Raw genomic sequence first — 18,283 nt, forward strand, 5'->3', positions numbered from 1 at the left:
AAAATGAATTTATACCCTTTAAAATTTGAACCACTTTACAAATATCGTATATGGGGAGGAAACAAATTAAAATCCGTTTTAAACAAAAATTATACCGAAGAAAATATTGGTGAGTCCTGGGAAATTTCAGATGTAGAAGGTGAAGAAACAATAGTTTTAAATGGAGACTTAAAAGGGTTTACATTAAAAGAACTTATTCAAAAATTTAAAGGTGACTTTATTGGTAATAATGTGTATAAACATTTTGGAGAAGATTTTCCTTTACTTATTAAATTTATAGATGCAAAAACACCACTTTCAATCCAGGTCCATCCAAGTAACGAACTTGCAAAAGAGCGACATAATTCATTTGGAAAAAATGAAATGTGGTATATTATGCAAGCAGATGAAAATGCTGAATTAATTGCCGGTTTTAACAAAAAAGTTGATAAAAAAACATACTTAAATCATCTTAAAAATTCAACCGTAGTAGATGTCTTAAATGTTGAAAAAGTTAAAAAAGGAGATACATTTTATATTCCAACTGGACGGGTACATGCTATTGGTGCTGGTGTTCTTTTAGCTGAAATTCAACAAACTTCTGATATAACTTACCGTATTTACGATTATGATAGAATTGATGCTAAAACTGGAAAAAAGAGAGAATTACATAATGAACTTGCAATTGATGTAATAGACTATGATGTTTATGATAATTATAAAACATTATATTCTACAAAAAAAAACATTTCAAACACTTTAGTACATGCTCCATATTTTAAAACAAATATTATTTTTTTAGAAGGAGTTTTGGATAAAGATTATACAAAGACAGATTCATTTATAATATATATATGTGTTGATGGGGAACTTGAAATAACTTGTAAAAACGACATGTATTCACTTAAAAAAGGTGAAACTATTTTAATACCAGCCTCAATAAAAACAGTACAATTAAACTCTAAAGCTGCAACTATTTTAGAAGTATCTTTATAAATAAATGAAAAACAGTTTTATCAATGAAAGTATTTGTTGAAAACCTTCCAAAAGCAGAATTACATTTGCATATTGAAGGTACATTTGAACCCGAATTAATGTTTAAAATTGCTCAGAGAAACAATATTAATATTCCCTATTCATCAGTAAAAGAAATTGAAGCGGCCTATAAATTTAATTGTTTACAAGATTTTTTAAATATTTATTTTGAAGGAGCCGGAGTTTTAATTACTGAACAAGATTTTTATGATTTAACTTATAGTTATTTGCAAAAATGCGCATCCCAAAATGTGAGGCATACTGAAATTATGTTCGACCCTCAAACGCATACTGAACGTGGAATTAAATTTGAAACTGTAATTAATGGAATTTCAAAAGCTTGTGAAGATGCTGAAGATAAATTAGGGGTTTCATCACTTTTAATTATGAGTTATTTACGTCATTTAAGTGAGGAAGAAGCATTTAAAACATTGCAACAATCTCTTAAATATAAGAACAAAATTACTGCAATTGGATTAGATTCTTCGGAAAAAGGTAATCCACCTTCAAAATTTAAAAGCGTATTTGAAGCCTCTGTAAAAGAAGGTTACATTCCTTTGGCACATGCTGGTGAAGAAGGATCATCAGATTATGTATGGGAAGCTATTGATATTTTAGGTATTAAACGAATTGACCATGGTAACAATGCATTGCAAGATGAAAATTTGGTGAAAGAAATTATAGCGCGCGATATTGCTTTAACCGTTTGTCCACTTTCAAATACTGCTCTACAAGTTGTTGATAATTTAAAAAATCATCCGCTTAAAAAAATGATGAATGCCGGATTAAAAGTAACAGTAAACTCCGATGATCCAGCGTATTTTGGAGGACAAATTAATAAGAATTATTTTGAAATACAGCAAGCGCTTAATTTAACAAAATACGATCTTTATCAACTAGCCAAAAACTCTTTTAAATATTCTTTATTAAATGATTTACAAAAACAACAATATTTAAACGAATTAGAAGTTTATTACTTAAATAATAACTAGTTTTTAACCCCTAATTAAAATCAAAACTAATTAAACTAATGAAAAAATATTTAATATTAGTAATCTTATTACTATTCGTATCAACCAATTTATTAAGTCAAACTAACAAAAAATTTATTGATTCAGGTTCTGTTGAAAATCAATTTGAAAGCTTAATAAATAATTCTAATAAATATCAAGATTATAAAGTTGTAAAGCATAATTGGCTATTAAAATTAAAATCAAATGTGAATGATTCTTTACAAGTTTCAAAAAATGAGATTTTAAACTCAACTAAAATTATTAACTCTCAAAAGAGTATTATTGACAGTTTAAATATTGCTTTAGCTGAAACAAAAGCAGAAATTACCAATTTAAAAACTCAAATTGAAAGTATTTCATTTTTAGGAATTGAATTTGAAAAGGGACTTTTTAAAACTATTATGCTTTCAATTATAGGTGGTTTAATGCTTTTATTATTATTGTTTATTTCAAAATTTAAACAAAGTAATTCCATAACAAAACAGACCAAAGACAATTTAAAAGAGGTTGAAGAAGAATATGAAGATTACAGAAAAAAGGCATTAGAGCGAGAACAAAAAGTAATGCGAAGATTACAGGATGAGTTAAATAAACAGAAAAAAGAATAACTCATTTGATGAATTGTTAAAATTATATTATATTGTACTAACCAAAAAATCAATTAATTTAAAAATTTGACAATGAAAAAAAATATGGGAACTTCGGATAAAGCTGTTAGAATACTTATTGCAATTGCAATTGCAGTTTTATACTATACAAATGTTATTAACGGAACGTTAGCAATTATTTTAATGGCTGTTGGAATAATATTTTTACTGACTAGTTTGTTAAATTTTTGTCCACTATATACTATTTTTGGAATTAATACGTGTAAAACTCCTAAAAAATAGTGCTTATCTTATAAAATTTATTGTTCTCCTGAATAGGTAACAAAATTTCTTGGTGTTTCATAAAGAGTAATTGAAAGTTCTAAATTAGCATCAATTTTAGACCGCAATTTATTCCATATTATTACTGAAATATTTTCAGCAGTTGGATTTAAGATTTCAAATTCTGGAACTTCTTCGTTTAAATTCTTATGATCAAACTGTTCCTCAATTTCAGTTTCAATTAGTTGCTTTAAAACTTTCATGTCCATAACAAATCCTGTCTCAGGGTATATTTCACCCTTTACGGATACTATTAATTCGTAGTTATGCCCGTGATAATTGGGATTTGCACATTTTCCAAAAACTATTGCATTTCTAGCATCTGTCCAATCTGCATTATACAACCTGTGAGCTGCATTAAAATGAGCTTTTCTATTAACTGTAACTTTCATTTCTAATGCTTTATAAAATCATAAAATTTTTCAAAAATAATTTTAAACCAGGCCGTATATATTTCAGGTTTTAAAGCCATGTCAACTTTAACTTCTTCTATAGTCATCCATTTAAAACTTTCAACTTCCTCGGTATTTATATTTGGATTTTCGTTATAATAGCCAACCATAATATGATCTAATTCGTGTTCAGTTAAACCATTGTCAAAAGGAGCTTTATAAATAAACGAAGTTTTCTCTTCCAATTCACACACAAAACCCATTTCTTCCTGTAATCGTCTTTTACCAGCACTTATGTTGCTTTCTCCATTACGTTGGTGACTACAACAAGTATTTGTCCACAATAAAGGTGAATGATACTTATCTGCAGCTCTTTGCTGCAACATTAATTGATTTTTGTTGTTAAAAATAAAAACCGAAAATGCTCTATGAAGCATGGCTTTTTCATGAGCTTCCATTTTTGGCATTAAACCTATTTGTTCATCCTGTTCATTTACTAAAATAACTAATTCTTCTTTCATAAGTACAAATTTACAATTTTTAAGACCTAGATTAAAATAAATTTAAAATTTATATAACACACTGAATAATAGCGTTTTAAAAATTAACATTTAATTTGGAAAATATTAACATTTTACTTGTTATAACATCTATTGTTTAAACTTATATTTGCATTGAAAATAAAAGTTATTACAATTATTTTTTTTTCATAAATAAAGGTTGCTATATAGAAAAAGATAATTAATGTTCTTTTTTAATTAAATAGATTGTGTATAATAAACTTTAAAAGGTTGAAAATTACACAGTCTTTTTTTTATTTTTGTGTAAATTCAACTTTACATGAAAATTCCAAACGAGCTTAAAAATACTGATGATATAGAATTCTATAAAGCAAGGTTAAACATACATTTTACTCACAATTATTTAAAAAATAATTTATTAGAATCTATTAAACCAATTAATTTACCTCTTAATCAGTTTACTGTTTTAAGAATTTTAAAAGTTGAATATCCAAAAAATAGCTCTATAAATGCTATAAAAGAACAAATGTTCGAAAATAACTCTGATGTAAGCAGGCTTGTGGACAGACTTTTAACCAAGAAATTAGTAATAAGGAAAGAGTGTAAATTAGACCGTAGACAAAAGGAAATCCAAATTACACAACGAGGACTAGATTTATTAAACAAAATTGATAATCACGAAAAACAATTGAATAATAAAATTAGTCATTTATCCACAAGTGAAGTAATTAAACTTAACCAACTTCTTGAAAAAATTAGAATTTAAGGCTATCCAATATTGCATTACAAATTGGCAATTCATGTATTAAAGCATATATTTGCCACCTCAAAATTTGAAACATGAGTTTTTTAAAAGAAATACAACGCAGACGTACCTTTGGTATTATATCTCATCCTGATGCTGGTAAAACTACATTAACAGAAAAATTGCTGTTATTTGGAGGTGCAATTCAAGAAGCTGGAGCTGTAAAAAACAATAAAATTAAAAAAGGAGCAACTTCCGATTTTATGGAAATTGAACGCCAACGTGGTATTTCTGTTGCAACTTCTGTATTGGCTTTTATTTACAAAAACAAAAAAATTAACATTTTAGATACACCTGGGCATAAAGATTTTGCTGAGGATACATTTAGAACTTTAACCGCTGTAGATAGTGTTATTGTTGTAATTGATGTTGCAAAAGGTGTTGAGGAACAAACAGAAAAATTGGTTGAAGTTTGTAGAATGCGTAATATTCCAATGATTGTTTTTATAAACAAATTAGACCGTGAAGGTAAAGATGCATTTGATTTATTAGATGAAGTTGAGCAAAAATTAGGTTTAAGAGTTTCTCCATTAAGTTATCCTATTGGAATGGGTTACGATTTTAAAGGAATTTATAATATTTACGAAAAGAAAATCAATATTTTTTCCGCAGATAACAAACAAAAGGTTTCTAAAGGTATTGAATTTACAGATATTAATACTCCTGAATTAGATAAAATTATTGGTGAAAAATGGGCAAATAATTTACGTGAAGAGTTAGAAATTATTCATGAAGTATATCCTGATTTCAACAAAGAAGAATATTTAAAAGGTGATTTACAACCAGTATTTTTTGGCTCTGCTTTAAATAATTTTGGAGTAAAAGAATTATTAGATTGCTTTATAGAAATTGCGCCTTCACCTCAACCTAAAAAAGCTGAAGAGCGTATGGTTGATTCAAAAGAAGAAAAACTAACTGGTTTTGTGTTTAAAATTCATGCTAATATGGATCCAAATCATAGAAATAGATTAGCATTTATAAAAATTGTTTCAGGGGTTTTTAAAAGAAATGCTCCATATTTACATGTAAGACTTGATAAAAAAATGAAGTTTTCGAGTCCTAATGCATTTTTTGCAGAAAAGAAAGAAATAGTTGATGAATCATTCCCTGGTGACATTGTTGGAATTCAAGATTCAGGAAATTTTAAGATTGGTGACACTTTAACAGAAGGAGAAATTTTGAATTTTAAAGGAATTCCTAGTTTTTCACCAGAACATTTCCGTTATGTAAATAATGCTGACCCTTTAAAATCTAAACAGTTATTTAAAGGATTAGACCAACTTATGGATGAAGGTGTTGCGCAGTTATTTACATTGGATTTAAATGGCAGAAAAGTTATCGGAACAGTAGGTGCTTTACAATATGAGGTTATTCAATACCGTTTAGAACACGAATATGGTGCAAAGTGTAGTTATGAAAACCTACCTGTACATAAAGCTTGTTGGGTACATCCAGATAATCCTAAAAATGATGAGTTTAAAGAGTTTAAAAGAGTTAAACAACGCTTTTTAGCAACCGATAAACAAGGGCAACTGGTATTTTTAGCAGATTCCGCATTTACAATTCAAATGACGCAAAGTAAATACCCTTCAGTAAAATTACATTTTACCAGCGAAGTTTAGCATTAAAAAAATAACAGATTTTTTTTACTCGAATTTTATAGACTTAACAGGATCAATTTTTGATATTAAAACTGTTGGTATAATCAACATTAATAAACAAAGAATTAGTGTTCCTAAATTTAATAAAATTAAATACCAAAAATCTAAATAAACAGGAGCTTCACTTACATAATAAGTTTCAGGATTTAAAGTTATAATTCCAAAATACTTTTGAATTAATAATACTGATAACCCAATTAAATTTCCCCAAAACAGCCCTTTTAAAATCAGGTATCCCGCATTATATAAAAACACTTTTCTTATACTTACATTGGTACTTCCTAATGCTTTTAAAATACCAATCATTTGAGTTCTTTCTAAAATTAAAACCAATAGCGCAGTTATCATATTAATCCCTGCCACCAAAATCATTATAACAATAATCAAGTAAATATTATTATCAAATAGACTTATCCATTCAAAAATTCCAGGATATTTTTCTACAATACTTTGGGTATTAAGTGTAGATGCTGTTTCTGTATAAATTTCATCACTTTTTTTATTAATTTCATCAAAATCAGAGATTAGAACTTCAAACCCTCCTACTTCATCTTCGCTCCATCTGTTCATTTTTTGAATATGCCGAATATCTGCTATTACAAAATTTTCATCAAACTCCTGAAAACCTGAATTATAAATTCCAACAGCTTTAACAACTCTTAACCAAGGAGCTTTTGAAGGATTGTCTTTTACAAAAAGTATATTAAAAGAATCTCCTAAATTTATATGTAACCTGTTCGAAATTTCTTCAGAAATTAATACATCATTAGAAACTTCTTTTGAAAAATCAGGTAACGTACCTTCAACAAGATATTCTTTAAAAAATGTCCAGTCATAATCACTTGAAACACCTTTAAGAATAATGCCCTCAAAATCAAATTCAGTTCTAATAATACCTCCTTTTGTAGCAAATACCTGAACGTTTTTTATATTACTTACATTTTTAAATTCTGGATAAAAGTCCTGTTTTTTTGATACTGGATTTAAGGTAATTTCAGAATTATTATTATCAAAATTTGTAATTTGAATATGCCCATTAAAACCTGAAAGTTTTTCACGTATTTTCTGTTGTAAACCAAAACCTGTTGCAATGGCAATCATCATAACAATTATTCCAACAGCTATTGCTATAATGGCAATTTTTATTATTGGTGATGAAATACTACTTTTGTACTGCTTTGCAGCAATTATACGTTTTGCAATAAATAATTCGTAATTCAATTTAATTTATGATTTCAATGTCGTTCAAAAATACATATTTCTTATTGGTTTTTTTATTGTTTTTTAGTTTCATTTCTTGTGGACAAACAAATACCCCAAATAATAAATTAAATTCTGAAAAAACCGTAGCAGTTTCTTCAAAAGAAATTCTTTCAGGCTCACAGCAAACAAATTTGTACTTACAACTTTTAAAAGATAAAAGCATTGCTGTAGTTGCAAATCAAACTTCTGTTATTTTTAAAAAAGCATCACATACTCACATAATAGACAGTCTTTTAACTTTAAAAATTGACATTAAGAAAGTATTTTCTCCTGAACATGGATTTAGAGGAAAAGCAGATGCAAGTGAAGAAATAGCAGATGGAATTGATGTAAAAACAGGTTTACCAATAGTTTCTTTATACGGAAAAAACAAAAAACCAACCGATGAGCAATTAAATGGAATTGACCTTGTTATTTTTGATATTCAGGATGTTGGAGTGCGTTTTTACACTTATATTTCAACATTACATTATGTTATGGAAGCGTGTGCTGAAAATGGAATTCCTTTAATGTTATTAGACAGACCAAATCCAAATGGGCATTATGTTGACGGACCTACATTAGAAATTGAACATAAAAGTTTTGTGGGCATGCACCCTATTCCATTAGTTTATGGAATGACAATTGGTGAATATGCTAAAATGATTAATGGTGAAAAATGGTTGAAAAATGAAATAAAATGTGATTTAACAGTAATTCCTTTAAAAAATTATACACATAAAAGTTTATATAGTTTACCTATTAGGCCTTCTCCAAATTTACCAAATGATACAGCTATTAATTTGTACCCAAGTTTAGGTTTTTTTGAAGGAACTACCGTTAATGCTGGCCGTGGTACGGAAAATCAGTTTCAACAATATGGCGCACCATTTTTCCCTAAAAGTGAATTTAGCTATACACCACAACCAAATTTTGGGTCAAAATACCCTAAGCATCAAAATAAACTATGTTATGGTGTTGATTTAAAAAATGTTGAGAGATTAAGTTCCGTAAATATTAATTTCCTGCTTGATGCTTATAATAAAACACCTAAAAATGAAAAATTTTTCGGAGCAACATTTACCAGTCACGCAGGAAATACTGAACTTGAAAATCAAATAATAAAAGGTTTATCTGCTAAAGAAATACACCTTTCTTGGCAACCAAAAATTGAAGTATTTAAAAAAATAAGAGCAAAATATTTAATCTATAAATAAACTTTTTCAATTATCAAAAATTAAATCAATTGGATAAATTGTTACTAATTCAATATCTCCAAAATTGTTAACACTCTTATATGTTTCTGTTGGAAAAACTAAATCAGTTATTACAAGTTCTCCATCATTTACAAATATTTCAACAGAAGATTTATCAAAATAAATTTGTACTTTTTTAATAATAATTCCATTTAATGGTGCCTTATGTTTTGCTTCAAAAACATCATTAAAGGAACTGTTTCCTGCTAATCTTCTATCAACAACTAAATTATTATCCGTTATAGAAATCTCTAAAAATTCATTTAAAGTATTAGCTAATTTTACACTAAATGTATCGGATTTAATTTTATCAAACTCTAACAAGTAAGATTCATTTAAAACTTCAAACTTCTTTTCTGTTTTTACAATTCCATTCAATAAAATATTTTGAAGTTCTTTTACCGGCTTACTGGTTACAAAATATCCATTTTTAGTTTCATTTAATTTCAATTCTCTAGGAATAGTCATTGCACTTCTCCAAGTATAGGTTGGCACTTCTCTAGCATATTGCCAATTACTAAGCCACCCCATAAATAACCTTCTTCCATCATTTTCAGGAATATCACTAAATGTTACACCTGCATAATTATCTGCACCATAATCTAGCCATTTTGTTTCGTTTCCGGCGGTTGTAAACATATTACCATCAAAATCTCCAATAAAGTATTGAGTTGCAGAACCTCCTTGCGGACCTCCTGGATTAATACTAAGTAATAAAACCCATTTTGATACACCATTTTGGTCAGTTAAAGAAAATAAATCAGGACATTCCCAAACACCATCGTGATTCCCTTTTTCTGAACCAAATTTACTTTCATACTCCCATTTTTTTAAATCTTTTGAACTATAAAATTCTACATGGTCTTTAACTGCTAAAGTCATAATCCACTTTTTGCTTTTTTCAAACCACATTACTTTAGGGTCTCTAAAATCTTTAATTCCAGGGTTTTTGATAACCGGATTATCCTTATATTTTGTCCAAGTACGCCCTTTGTCTAAACTATATGCAATTCCTTGTGTTTGAAAATCAATTGCACCGCTTCTTTCCCCTTCCATATTATGGTAGGTAAAAATAGCAACCATCGGAGGATTTTCAAGAGTTCCAAAACCTGAGGTATTATTCCAATCAATTACAGCACTTCCACTAAAAATATAGCCTAAATTGTCTGGATATAATGCTATTGGTAAATGTTTCCAATGTAACATATCATTTGAAACTGCATGTCCCCAATGCATTGGCCCCCAAACATTATCATCTGGATAATATTGATAAAAAAGATGATATTCACCTTTATAAAAAACCATCCCGTTAGGATCGTTCATCCAGCCTTTTTTTGGCGTAAAATGAAAGTTCGGTCTGTATTGCTCTCCTGTAATTGAGTCTTTTAAAATAGCTGTTTTTAAATTTACTTTTTCTGATTTTTCATTACATCCTAGAAGAAAAATTATGAAAAATAATACTATAAATTTTAATGCAATTATTCTCATAAAAATTTTATTGTCTGGTTAGTTTTTTACTTAAATCTTCCAAACTTATACCTTTCGTTTCAGGCATTACAAAAATTACAAATAGTAATTGAAAAACCATCATTATTGCAAAAACTAAAAATACAACTCCAGCCCCAATTGTAGAAAATAACATTGGAACCATTGAAGGTATTATGGCAGCCAATACCCAATGTGTTGAAGTTCCAAATGATTGCCCACTAGCACGCAAATGATTTGGAAAAATTTCTGAAATAAACACCCAAATTATAGCTCCCTGACCTATAGCATGTGAAGCAATAAACATAAACAAAAATATAGGCACCGCCATTCCTTCCCAATTTAAGAAAAAGGCTGCAGATACTAATCCTAGTGATATTATGTACCCTATTGAACCAATATACATAAGTATTCTTCTTCCAAGTTTATCAATTAAAAAAACACCAAATAAAGTAAAAATTAAATTTGTAATACCAATTCCAATACTACTAAGCAACGCTGTGCTTTCTCCAAGTCCTGCTTCCTCAAATATTCTTGGAGCATAGTATAAAAATGCATTTATTCCGGAAAGTTGATTAAAAAAGGCTATAAAAAATGCAAGCATTAACGGAAATCGGTATTTTTTTATAAAAATGGTTTCACCAGGTAAGTCTCTATCATTTTCTTCCTTAATCTCAGAAAGAATTTCTTCAACATTTTCGTCAGGATTAATTATTTCTAGCACTTCCTTTGCTTCTAAAATTCTATTTTTTGAAATAAGCCATCTTGGACTTTTAGGAACATAAAAGATAAGAATCGTATAAATAATAGCTGGTAAGGCTTCAATTCCTATCATCCAACGCCAAGCATTTTCACCTATATTTCTTAATAAATAATTAGACATAAATGCTATTAAAATACCTAATACAATATTAAACTGGTAAAGTGCTACCAAACGCCCCCTATCTTTTGCCGGAGCTATTTCTGAAACATAAGCAGGTGCAGCAATAGTTGAAGCTCCAACACCTAAACCTCCTAAAAACCTAAAAAAAGCAAAACTCCAAGGGTCGTTTACTAAAGAAGATCCTATTGCTGAAACCACATAAAATACCCCAATAATTATTAATGTATTTTTTCTTCCTATTTTATTTGTAGGAATACCACCAAACATTGCACCAACAACTGTTCCCCATAATGCCATTGCCATAACTACAGAACCATGAAAAGCATCAGAAGAACCCCATAATAATTGTAGTTTTTTATCCGCTCCAGAAATTACAACAGTATCAAACCCAAAAAGAAAACCTGCTAAAGCAGCAACAATTGACCATCTTAAAATTTTATTCATAAAATATATTTTTAAATACTTAACCTAATAGTTTTAAAGTAATTTAAATGTAATAATTTAAAATAAGCATTTAGTTGTTAAAATAAAAAAACAACACATATAAGTGTGCAAAATCGTTTTCGAAAATTAAAATTATTTTTTTTAGGTAAAAAAAAGTAATTACTTAATAGGTAACTTATCCTTTAATGCTTCAACAATATTAAAGGCAGCTGGACAAATCTCCGTGTTTTTCATTGTTAAATCTGTTATTTGAATAAATTTTCGTCTATCAGTATGCGGATATTCACTGCATGCTTTAGGTCTAACATCATAAATAAAACAAGTATTATCGGTTAAATCTAAAAAAGTACATGGTGCAGTTTTTAACACGTAAAAATCATCCGAATCCCTATCTAAATATTGAGATATAAAATCAACAACCTTCATTTTTAAATGCTTGGAAATACGCTCGATATCTTTATTAGTAAAAATAGGACTTGTAGTTTTACAACAATTTCCACAAGTTAAACAGTCTGTTTTTTCAAACTCTTTGGTGTGCAAATGCTGCATAATAACATCTAGATTTTTAGGTGTTCTCTTTTTTAATTTTTGAAAATACTTTTTACTTTCTAAGTGCTTTTCTTTCGCTAATTCTGGCAACTCCTTTAAAAACTCATCCATACTCATAATTTATCAGCAAAAATACAATTTAAACTTTTAAAAATTATGTACTTTTGCACTTCGTAAGATTTTAAAAAAATATGCAACAAAAATTAGAAACAGCAGTAAAAAAAGGGTTTGAAGAAATATATCAAACTAAAATTGAATCAGTTGAATTTCAAGCCACTAGAAAAGATTTTGAAGGTGATATTACAATTGTAATTTTTGCATTTTTACGTTATGTTAAAGGAAATCCTATTGAAATTGGTACAAAGCTTGGAACATATCTAAAAGAAAATGTATTAGAAATTGCCGATTTTAACGTTGTAAAAGGTTTTCTAAACCTTATTATTTCTGATACTTTTTTTATAAATGATTTTAACTCAATCTATAAAATAAACAACTTCGGAATTGTAGCACCTAAAGAAAATGAAAAAGCGGTTATGGTTGAATATTCTTCACCTAACACAAACAAACCATTGCATTTAGGACATATTCGCAATAATTTATTAGGCTATTCAGTTGCTGAAATTATAAAAGCTTCAGGAAAAAAAGTATACAAAACGCAAATTATTAACGATCGCGGAATTCATATTTGTAAAAGTATGCTGGCTTGGCAACGTTTTGGAAATGGAGAAACTCCTGAAAGTACAGGCTTAAAAGGTGATAAATTAGTTGGTAATTATTATGTTGCCTTTGATAAAGCCTATAAAGAAGAAATTTCTCAACTTATTTCTGAAGGTAAAACTGCTGAAGAAGCAAAAAAACAAGCACCAATTTTACTTGAGGCTCAAGAAATGCTTTTAAAATGGGAAGCAGGTGATAAAGAAGTTGTTGATTTATGGAAAACAATGAACCAATGGGTTTATGATGGTTTTGATCAAACATATAAAGAATTAGGAGTAGATTTTGATAAAAATTATTATGAAAGTAACACCTATTTATTAGGAAAAGATGTTGTTACTGATGGATTGAAAAAAGGTGTTTTTTATAAAAAAGAAGATGGTTCAGTTTGGATAGATTTAACTAAAGAAGGCCTTGATGAAAAAATTGTATTACGTTCTGATGGTACTGCCGTTTATATGACACAAGATATTGGTACAGCAATTGAACGCTTTAAAGATTTTGATTTAAGTGAGCTTGTATATACCGTTGGAAATGAGCAAGATTACCATTTTAAGGTATTATTTTTAATACTTGATAAACTAGGTTTTGAATGGGCTAAAAACTTATATCATTTATCATACGGAATGGTAGATTTACCAAGTGGTAAAATGAAATCGAGAGAAGGTACTGTTGTTGATGCTGATGATTTAATGTTAGAAATGACCAATACAGCTAGAGCTATTTCTCAAGAATTAGGCAAATTAGAAGGTTATTCAAACGAAGAAAAAGAATTACTTTACAAAACCATTGGTTTAGGTGCTCTTAAATATTATATTTTAAAAGTTGATCCTAAAAAACGAATTTTATTCGATCCTGAAGAATCTGTAGATTTTGCAGGTAATACAGGTCCTTTTATTCAGTATACATATGCTCGAATTCAATCTATTTTAAGAAAAGCTACTTTTAATTATAATCAAAAAATAACTGATATTAAATTAGATGAAAAGGAAAAAGAATTGATTAAACAAATTCAATTATTCCCAGAAATAATTCAAAATGCAGCTCAAAATCACAGTCCTGCAATAATTGCAAATTACACCTACGATTTAGTGAAAGTTTACAATTCATTTTATCAAACTGTGCCAATTTTAGGATGTGAAAACCAACAAGAAAAAATATTTAGAACTCAGTTATCATTCAAAGTTGCTGAAATAATAAAAACTGCATTTAAATTATTAGGAATTAATGTTCCTGATAGAATGTAATTTTAATAAATTATTGAAGGATTAAAAATTTATAATTCAAATAATTGAGGAATTCATAAACCAATTCAAACAAAAAATAATTAAATTTGCTGTGTAAAAAACCAGCAACTATTTATAAAAATTAAAATTAAAAACATGAAATACGATATATTAATAATTGGAAGTGGTCCTGGAGGATATGTTACAGCTATTAGAGCATCACAACTTGGCTTTAAAGTTGGTGTTGTTGAAAAAGAAAATTTAGGTGGAATTTGCTTAAACTGGGGATGTATTCCAACCAAAGCCTTATTAAAAAGTGCTCAAGTATATGATTATTTAAAACATGTTGATGAATATGGCCTAAAAGCTGAAGCTATTGACAAAGATTTTGATGCTGTTATAAAACGAAGTAGAAATGTTGCTGAAGGAATGAGTAAAGGTGTTCAATTTTTAATGAAAAAAAATAAAATTGATGTTATTGACGGTTTTGGTAAAATTAAAACTGGTAAAAAAGTTGACGTTACTGATGCAGATGGTAAAGTAACTGAATATAGTGCAGACCATATTATTATTGCAACTGGAGCACGTTCACGTGAGTTACCAAACCTACCACAAGACGGTAAAAAAGTTATTGGATACAGACAAGCAATGACTTTACCTACACAACCTAAAAAAATGATTGTTGTTGGTTCTGGTGCAATTGGGGTTGAATTTGCTCATTTTTATAATTCAATGGGTACTGAAGTAACTATTGTTGAGTTTTTACCAAACCTAGTTCCTGTTGAAGATATTGATGTTTCAAAACAATTTGAACGTTCATTCAAAAAATCTGGAGTAAAAGTAATGACTAGCTCATCTGTTGAATCTGTTGATACTTCAGGAAAAGGTGTTAAAGCAGTTGTTAAAACTAAAAAAGGAGAAGAAATTTTAGAAGCGGATATTTTACTTTCTGCTGTTGGAATAAAATCAAACATTGAAAATATTGGTTTAGAAGATGTTGGTATTGTTGTTGACAGAGATAAAATATTGGTAAACGATTTTTACCAAACTAACATTCCTGGTTATTATGCTATTGGTGATGTGGTTCCTGGACAAGCATTAGCGCATGTTGCCTCTGCTGAAGGAATTACTTGTGTTGAAAAAATTGCTGGTTTACATACTGAAAAAGTGGATTATGGAAACGTTCCTGGTTGTACCTATGCAACTCCGGAAATTGCAAGTGTTGGTTTAACTGAAGCCCAAGCAAAAGAACAAGGATACGAATTAAAAGTAGGAAAATTTCCTTTCTCAGCTTCAGGAAAAGCAAAAGCTGCCAGTACTCCTGATGGTTTTGTTAAAGTAATTTTTGATGCAAAATATGGTGAGTGGTTAGGCTGCCATATGATTGGTGCTGGAGTAACTGATATGATTGCTGAAGCAGTTTTAGGAAGAAAATTAGAAACTACAGGTCATGAAGTTTTAAAAGCTATTCACCCACACCCAACAATGAGTGAAGCTGTTATGGAAGCTGTTGCCGATGCATATGATGAAGTGATTCATTTATAAAATATAAAAAATGACGATTTTTAAAATCCGAACATTTTGTTCGGATTTTTTGTTTAACACAAGAATTTATTTGAAAAAATAGAGAAATATAATTTTTAGTATATTTGGAATTCCATTTTTGAATTAGAGAAATTTAATTAAGCTTATTTATGAAAACATTAAAACTATTTTTATTATGTATCTGTGTTATTTCAATTTCATGTAAAGAAGAAAAACCAAAAAAAGAAATCAAAAGTAAAGTAGCAGTTAAACACTATATTTGTCAAAATAAATGTGAAAATAGTGGTTCAGATTCTGAAGATGTTTGTCCAACTTGTAATACTGCATATTTACACAATCAAGCTTTTCATAATGATGATTTCTTAAAAAATGGTCCTTTAAAAGTTCCCGACAATACACAAACAAATACTCAAAATACAACTACACCTGCACCTGCACAAAATGCTTCTGGAGTTTATCATTACACTTGTACCAATGGATGTGTTGGAGGCTCTGGTACTGCAGCAAACTGTAACTCTTGTGGCAATCCTTTAGCCCATAACCAAGCATATCATAATAACTAATAATTCACCAAAATTAACATATGTCATTTTCATTTTCTAAACTATTTAATAAGCCAAAAGATCTACCTTCAACTTTTGAGATAATAGATAAAATAGATTTTCAAGGGGGTACTAAATATGCTATAAATGAAACAAACGTGGTTTATGCGGATATTGAAGAGCTTGGTGGTTTTCCCTATTTAAAAACTGTAATTATTGGGGAAATTGCTGTAAAAATTAAAAGAACAGGATGTACTGTTGCGTTTAACTTCAATAATGAAATTATTAAATTAAATTCCGATAATACAGCCATTGAATCAAATAAAATTAAAAACACCAATGTGTTTTATACTGAAATTGATTTTGAATTAAATGAAGAGGATGCTAAAAAAATAAAATCTAATAAATTAAAAACTTTAGAATACGATTTTCAAAATAAAATTGTCCCATTTAATCCAATTTAATTTTAATATTCAATTATAGTAAATTCTAATTTTAGTGGATCTAAACTTTTTAATAGCATAGGTATTAATGCTTCCCCTATTTCTAAATAAATTTCTGAAAAATTACGAGTTCGTTCTTCTAAACTATTAGTTGGAAATAGCTCATTCTGCAACTTATTAATTCTATCAACCTCATCAGTCAGTTTTCGTTTTTGAGCTTTTAGCAATCTTTTTTCTAAATTATCCAATCCGTTTAGTTGCTTTTTTTCTTGTGCATTCACCGCACCAATAAAAGATGCATCTGTTTGTTTAGCCAATTCTTTTAAAGATTCAAACTGTTGGTGTAAGTAAAATTTTTGCTGAGAAAAATCAATATCAACTTTTGAAATTTCTTTTACTTTTTTATTGATTAAATCTCCCTGTTTTAAAAAGATTTCAGCTAAAGTAACGTTTAACTTTTCAAGTTTAACTAGTTGTTTATTTGAAATCAATAAAGCCGAATTTCTTAATAACAATATTGGAAATGGAGTATTTACAGTTTTAAAATAATTCTTCAACTGAAACCAATAAGCCAACTCTCCTCCTCCTCCAATATAACATAAATTTGGCAAAATTGTTTCTTGGTATAAGGGACGCATTATTACATTTGGGCTAAATCGATCTGGATAATTTTTAATTTCTTCTATGATTTCTTCTTCAGAAAAAGTAATAACTGTGTTGTTGACTTTATAAAAATCATTTTCAAAAATAATGCGTTCTCGTAAATTATCTTTTAAATAAAAAAGATTGATTTCTCTTGGATTAACCTGAATTTTATAGTTCTCCTCTAACTTTTTATTAGCTATAGAAACTTCTTTAAATGAAGTTTTATTTAATATTTCATCTTTTACAATTGGAACAAACTGTTTTTTTAACAACACATCATCTCCATCAATAATAACCAGACCATATTCGCCAAAAAGTTCATTAACCAAATAGCGAGTTGCATCCGTTAAATTATCATTTAATAAATATGCTTTTTTAAATAATTCTTTTATAAAATTAGCATTTGTTGAATTTCCTAATTGGTCTGAAAAAGTTTCAAAAACAGTATCAAAACCTTCAGTTTTAAGTCTTCCAACTGCACCACTACTCTCCCTGTTCCAAATTACTTTCTTACCTTTAAAATTAAAGTAATTAATCTCTTCAAAATCGTGATCTTCGGTTGCCATCCAATAAATTGGAATAAAATTATTTTCTGGAAACTCGGCATTCAACAGCTTTGTTAAATTAATGGTTGAAACAATTTTATATAAAAAATATAAAGGTCCTGTAAAAATATTTAACTGATGTCCTGTAGTTACAGTAAACGTATTTTTACCTGCTAATTTATTAACATTTTTAGAAGTTAACTCACTAATATTAAAATTATTATATTGATTTATAAGCGCTTCAACTAATACTTTTCTAGTCTCAACTTTGAATGATTTTTGTTTAAGTTCTAATTGTTTTTTAAAACCTTCTAAATCTGGAAAATTTCCGTAAAAATCGCTCAGTTTTTGGTTTTTACTTAAATAATCACCTATTAAACTTGAAAAATAGCCTGTTTCTTGAAAAGGAATTTGGTGTACTTTCATTAA

General features: G+C 28.4%; 18 protein-coding genes. 11 read left to right on the top strand and 7 right to left on the bottom strand.

Features of this window, described 5'->3' with window-relative positions; all coding sequences use genetic code 11:
* The first annotated feature begins 3 nt into the window (after positions 1–3).
* From BX611_RS13100 to BX611_RS13115, 4 genes are all read left to right on the top strand, one after another.
* A complete protein-coding gene (locus tag BX611_RS13100) occupies positions 4–975 on the top strand; it encodes a type I phosphomannose isomerase catalytic subunit (protein WP_115882065.1) in 972 nt (323 codons plus the stop codon).
* 23 nt (positions 976–998) lie between these two features.
* Positions 999–2,006, top strand: a complete 1,008-nt coding sequence (locus BX611_RS13105; RefSeq protein WP_115882067.1) for an adenosine deaminase — start codon at positions 999–1,001, stop codon at positions 2,004–2,006.
* 38 nt (positions 2,007–2,044) lie between these two features.
* Positions 2,045–2,635 carry a coiled-coil domain-containing protein gene (locus BX611_RS13110; RefSeq protein ID WP_115882069.1) on the top strand — a complete coding sequence of 197 codons (591 nt, stop codon included), beginning with the start codon at positions 2,045–2,047 and terminating at the stop codon, positions 2,633–2,635.
* 72 nt (positions 2,636–2,707) lie between these two features.
* A complete protein-coding gene (locus BX611_RS13115) occupies positions 2,708–2,917 on the top strand; it encodes a YgaP family membrane protein (RefSeq protein WP_115882071.1) in 210 nt (69 codons plus the stop codon).
* 17 nt (positions 2,918–2,934) lie between these two features.
* On the opposite strand, the gene BX611_RS13120 is transcribed toward BX611_RS13115, so the two are convergent.
* Together BX611_RS13120 and idi are read right to left on the bottom strand one after the other, a co-directional pair.
* The gene (locus BX611_RS13120; RefSeq protein WP_115882073.1) at positions 2,935–3,348 is read right to left on the bottom strand and encodes a 6-pyruvoyl trahydropterin synthase family protein; all 414 of its coding nucleotides are present in this window, start codon (positions 3,346–3,348) and stop codon (positions 2,935–2,937) included.
* Positions 3,349–3,350: 2 nt separating this feature from the next.
* Positions 3,351–3,869: an isopentenyl-diphosphate Delta-isomerase gene (gene idi / locus BX611_RS13125; RefSeq protein ID WP_115882075.1), complete on the bottom strand. Its 519-nt coding sequence runs from the start codon at positions 3,867–3,869 to the stop codon at positions 3,351–3,353.
* Between the two features lie 319 nt (positions 3,870–4,188).
* Between idi and BX611_RS13130 the strand changes: the two genes are divergently transcribed.
* Together BX611_RS13130 and BX611_RS13135 are read left to right on the top strand one after the other, a co-directional pair.
* Positions 4,189–4,635, top strand: coding sequence for a MarR family winged helix-turn-helix transcriptional regulator (locus tag BX611_RS13130; protein WP_115882077.1), 447 nt, complete (start codon positions 4,189–4,191; stop codon positions 4,633–4,635).
* A gap of 74 nt (positions 4,636–4,709) precedes the next feature.
* Entirely contained in the window at positions 4,710–6,296 is a 1,587-nt protein-coding gene (locus BX611_RS13135) for a peptide chain release factor 3 (RefSeq protein WP_115882079.1), read from the top strand.
* Positions 6,297–6,320: 24 nt separating this feature from the next.
* On the opposite strand, the gene BX611_RS13140 is transcribed toward BX611_RS13135, so the two are convergent.
* On the bottom strand, positions 6,321–7,556 hold the full coding sequence (locus tag BX611_RS13140; protein WP_115882081.1) for an ABC transporter permease: 1,236 nt from the start codon (positions 7,554–7,556) through the stop codon (positions 6,321–6,323).
* An 8-nt stretch (positions 7,557–7,564) separates the two neighbouring features.
* On the opposite strand from BX611_RS13140, the gene BX611_RS13145 reads away from it, so the two are divergent.
* A complete protein-coding gene (locus BX611_RS13145; RefSeq protein WP_115882083.1) occupies positions 7,565–8,794 on the top strand; it encodes an exo-beta-N-acetylmuramidase NamZ family protein in 1,230 nt (409 codons plus the stop codon).
* Between the two features lie 6 nt (positions 8,795–8,800).
* Here BX611_RS13145 and BX611_RS13150 read toward each other — a convergent pair whose 3' ends face one another.
* The 3 genes from BX611_RS13150 to BX611_RS13160 all read right to left on the bottom strand — a co-directional run bounded on the left by BX611_RS13150 (position 8,801) and on the right by BX611_RS13160 (position 12,305).
* Positions 8,801–10,321: a glycoside hydrolase family 32 protein gene (locus tag BX611_RS13150; protein WP_115882085.1), complete on the bottom strand. Its 1,521-nt coding sequence runs from the start codon at positions 10,319–10,321 to the stop codon at positions 8,801–8,803.
* A 7-nt stretch (positions 10,322–10,328) separates the two neighbouring features.
* On the bottom strand, positions 10,329–11,645 hold the full coding sequence (locus BX611_RS13155; protein ID WP_115882087.1) for a sugar porter family MFS transporter: 1,317 nt from the start codon (positions 11,643–11,645) through the stop codon (positions 10,329–10,331).
* Positions 11,646–11,804: 159 nt separating this feature from the next.
* Positions 11,805–12,305 (bottom strand): YkgJ family cysteine cluster protein, encoded by a 501-nt coding sequence (locus BX611_RS13160; RefSeq protein ID WP_115882089.1) that lies wholly within the window; start codon positions 12,303–12,305, stop codon positions 11,805–11,807.
* An 80-nt stretch (positions 12,306–12,385) separates the two neighbouring features.
* Between BX611_RS13160 and argS the strand changes: the two genes are divergently transcribed.
* The 4 genes from argS to BX611_RS13180 all read left to right on the top strand — a co-directional run bounded on the left by argS (position 12,386) and on the right by BX611_RS13180 (position 16,685).
* The gene (gene argS / locus BX611_RS13165) at positions 12,386–14,155 is read left to right on the top strand and encodes an arginine--tRNA ligase (protein ID WP_115882091.1); all 1,770 of its coding nucleotides are present in this window, start codon (positions 12,386–12,388) and stop codon (positions 14,153–14,155) included.
* A gap of 135 nt (positions 14,156–14,290) precedes the next feature.
* Positions 14,291–15,679: a dihydrolipoyl dehydrogenase gene (lpdA, locus tag BX611_RS13170; protein WP_115882093.1), complete on the top strand. Its 1,389-nt coding sequence runs from the start codon at positions 14,291–14,293 to the stop codon at positions 15,677–15,679.
* Between the two features lie 149 nt (positions 15,680–15,828).
* Positions 15,829–16,242: a hypothetical protein gene (locus BX611_RS13175; protein ID WP_115882095.1), complete on the top strand. Its 414-nt coding sequence runs from the start codon at positions 15,829–15,831 to the stop codon at positions 16,240–16,242.
* Positions 16,243–16,262: 20 nt separating this feature from the next.
* Entirely contained in the window at positions 16,263–16,685 is a 423-nt protein-coding gene (locus tag BX611_RS13180; protein WP_115882097.1) for a hypothetical protein, read from the top strand.
* A gap of 2 nt (positions 16,686–16,687) precedes the next feature.
* Here the strand turns inward: BX611_RS13180 and bshC are convergent, their stop codons facing one another.
* The gene (bshC, locus tag BX611_RS13185; protein WP_115882099.1) at positions 16,688–18,280 is read right to left on the bottom strand and encodes a bacillithiol biosynthesis cysteine-adding enzyme BshC; all 1,593 of its coding nucleotides are present in this window, start codon (positions 18,278–18,280) and stop codon (positions 16,688–16,690) included.
* Positions 18,281–18,283: the final 3 nt, after the last annotated feature.

It is taken from the genome of Lutibacter oceani, assembly GCF_003384935.1.
Lineage (GTDB): Bacteria > Bacteroidota > Bacteroidia > Flavobacteriales > Flavobacteriaceae > Lutibacter > Lutibacter oceani.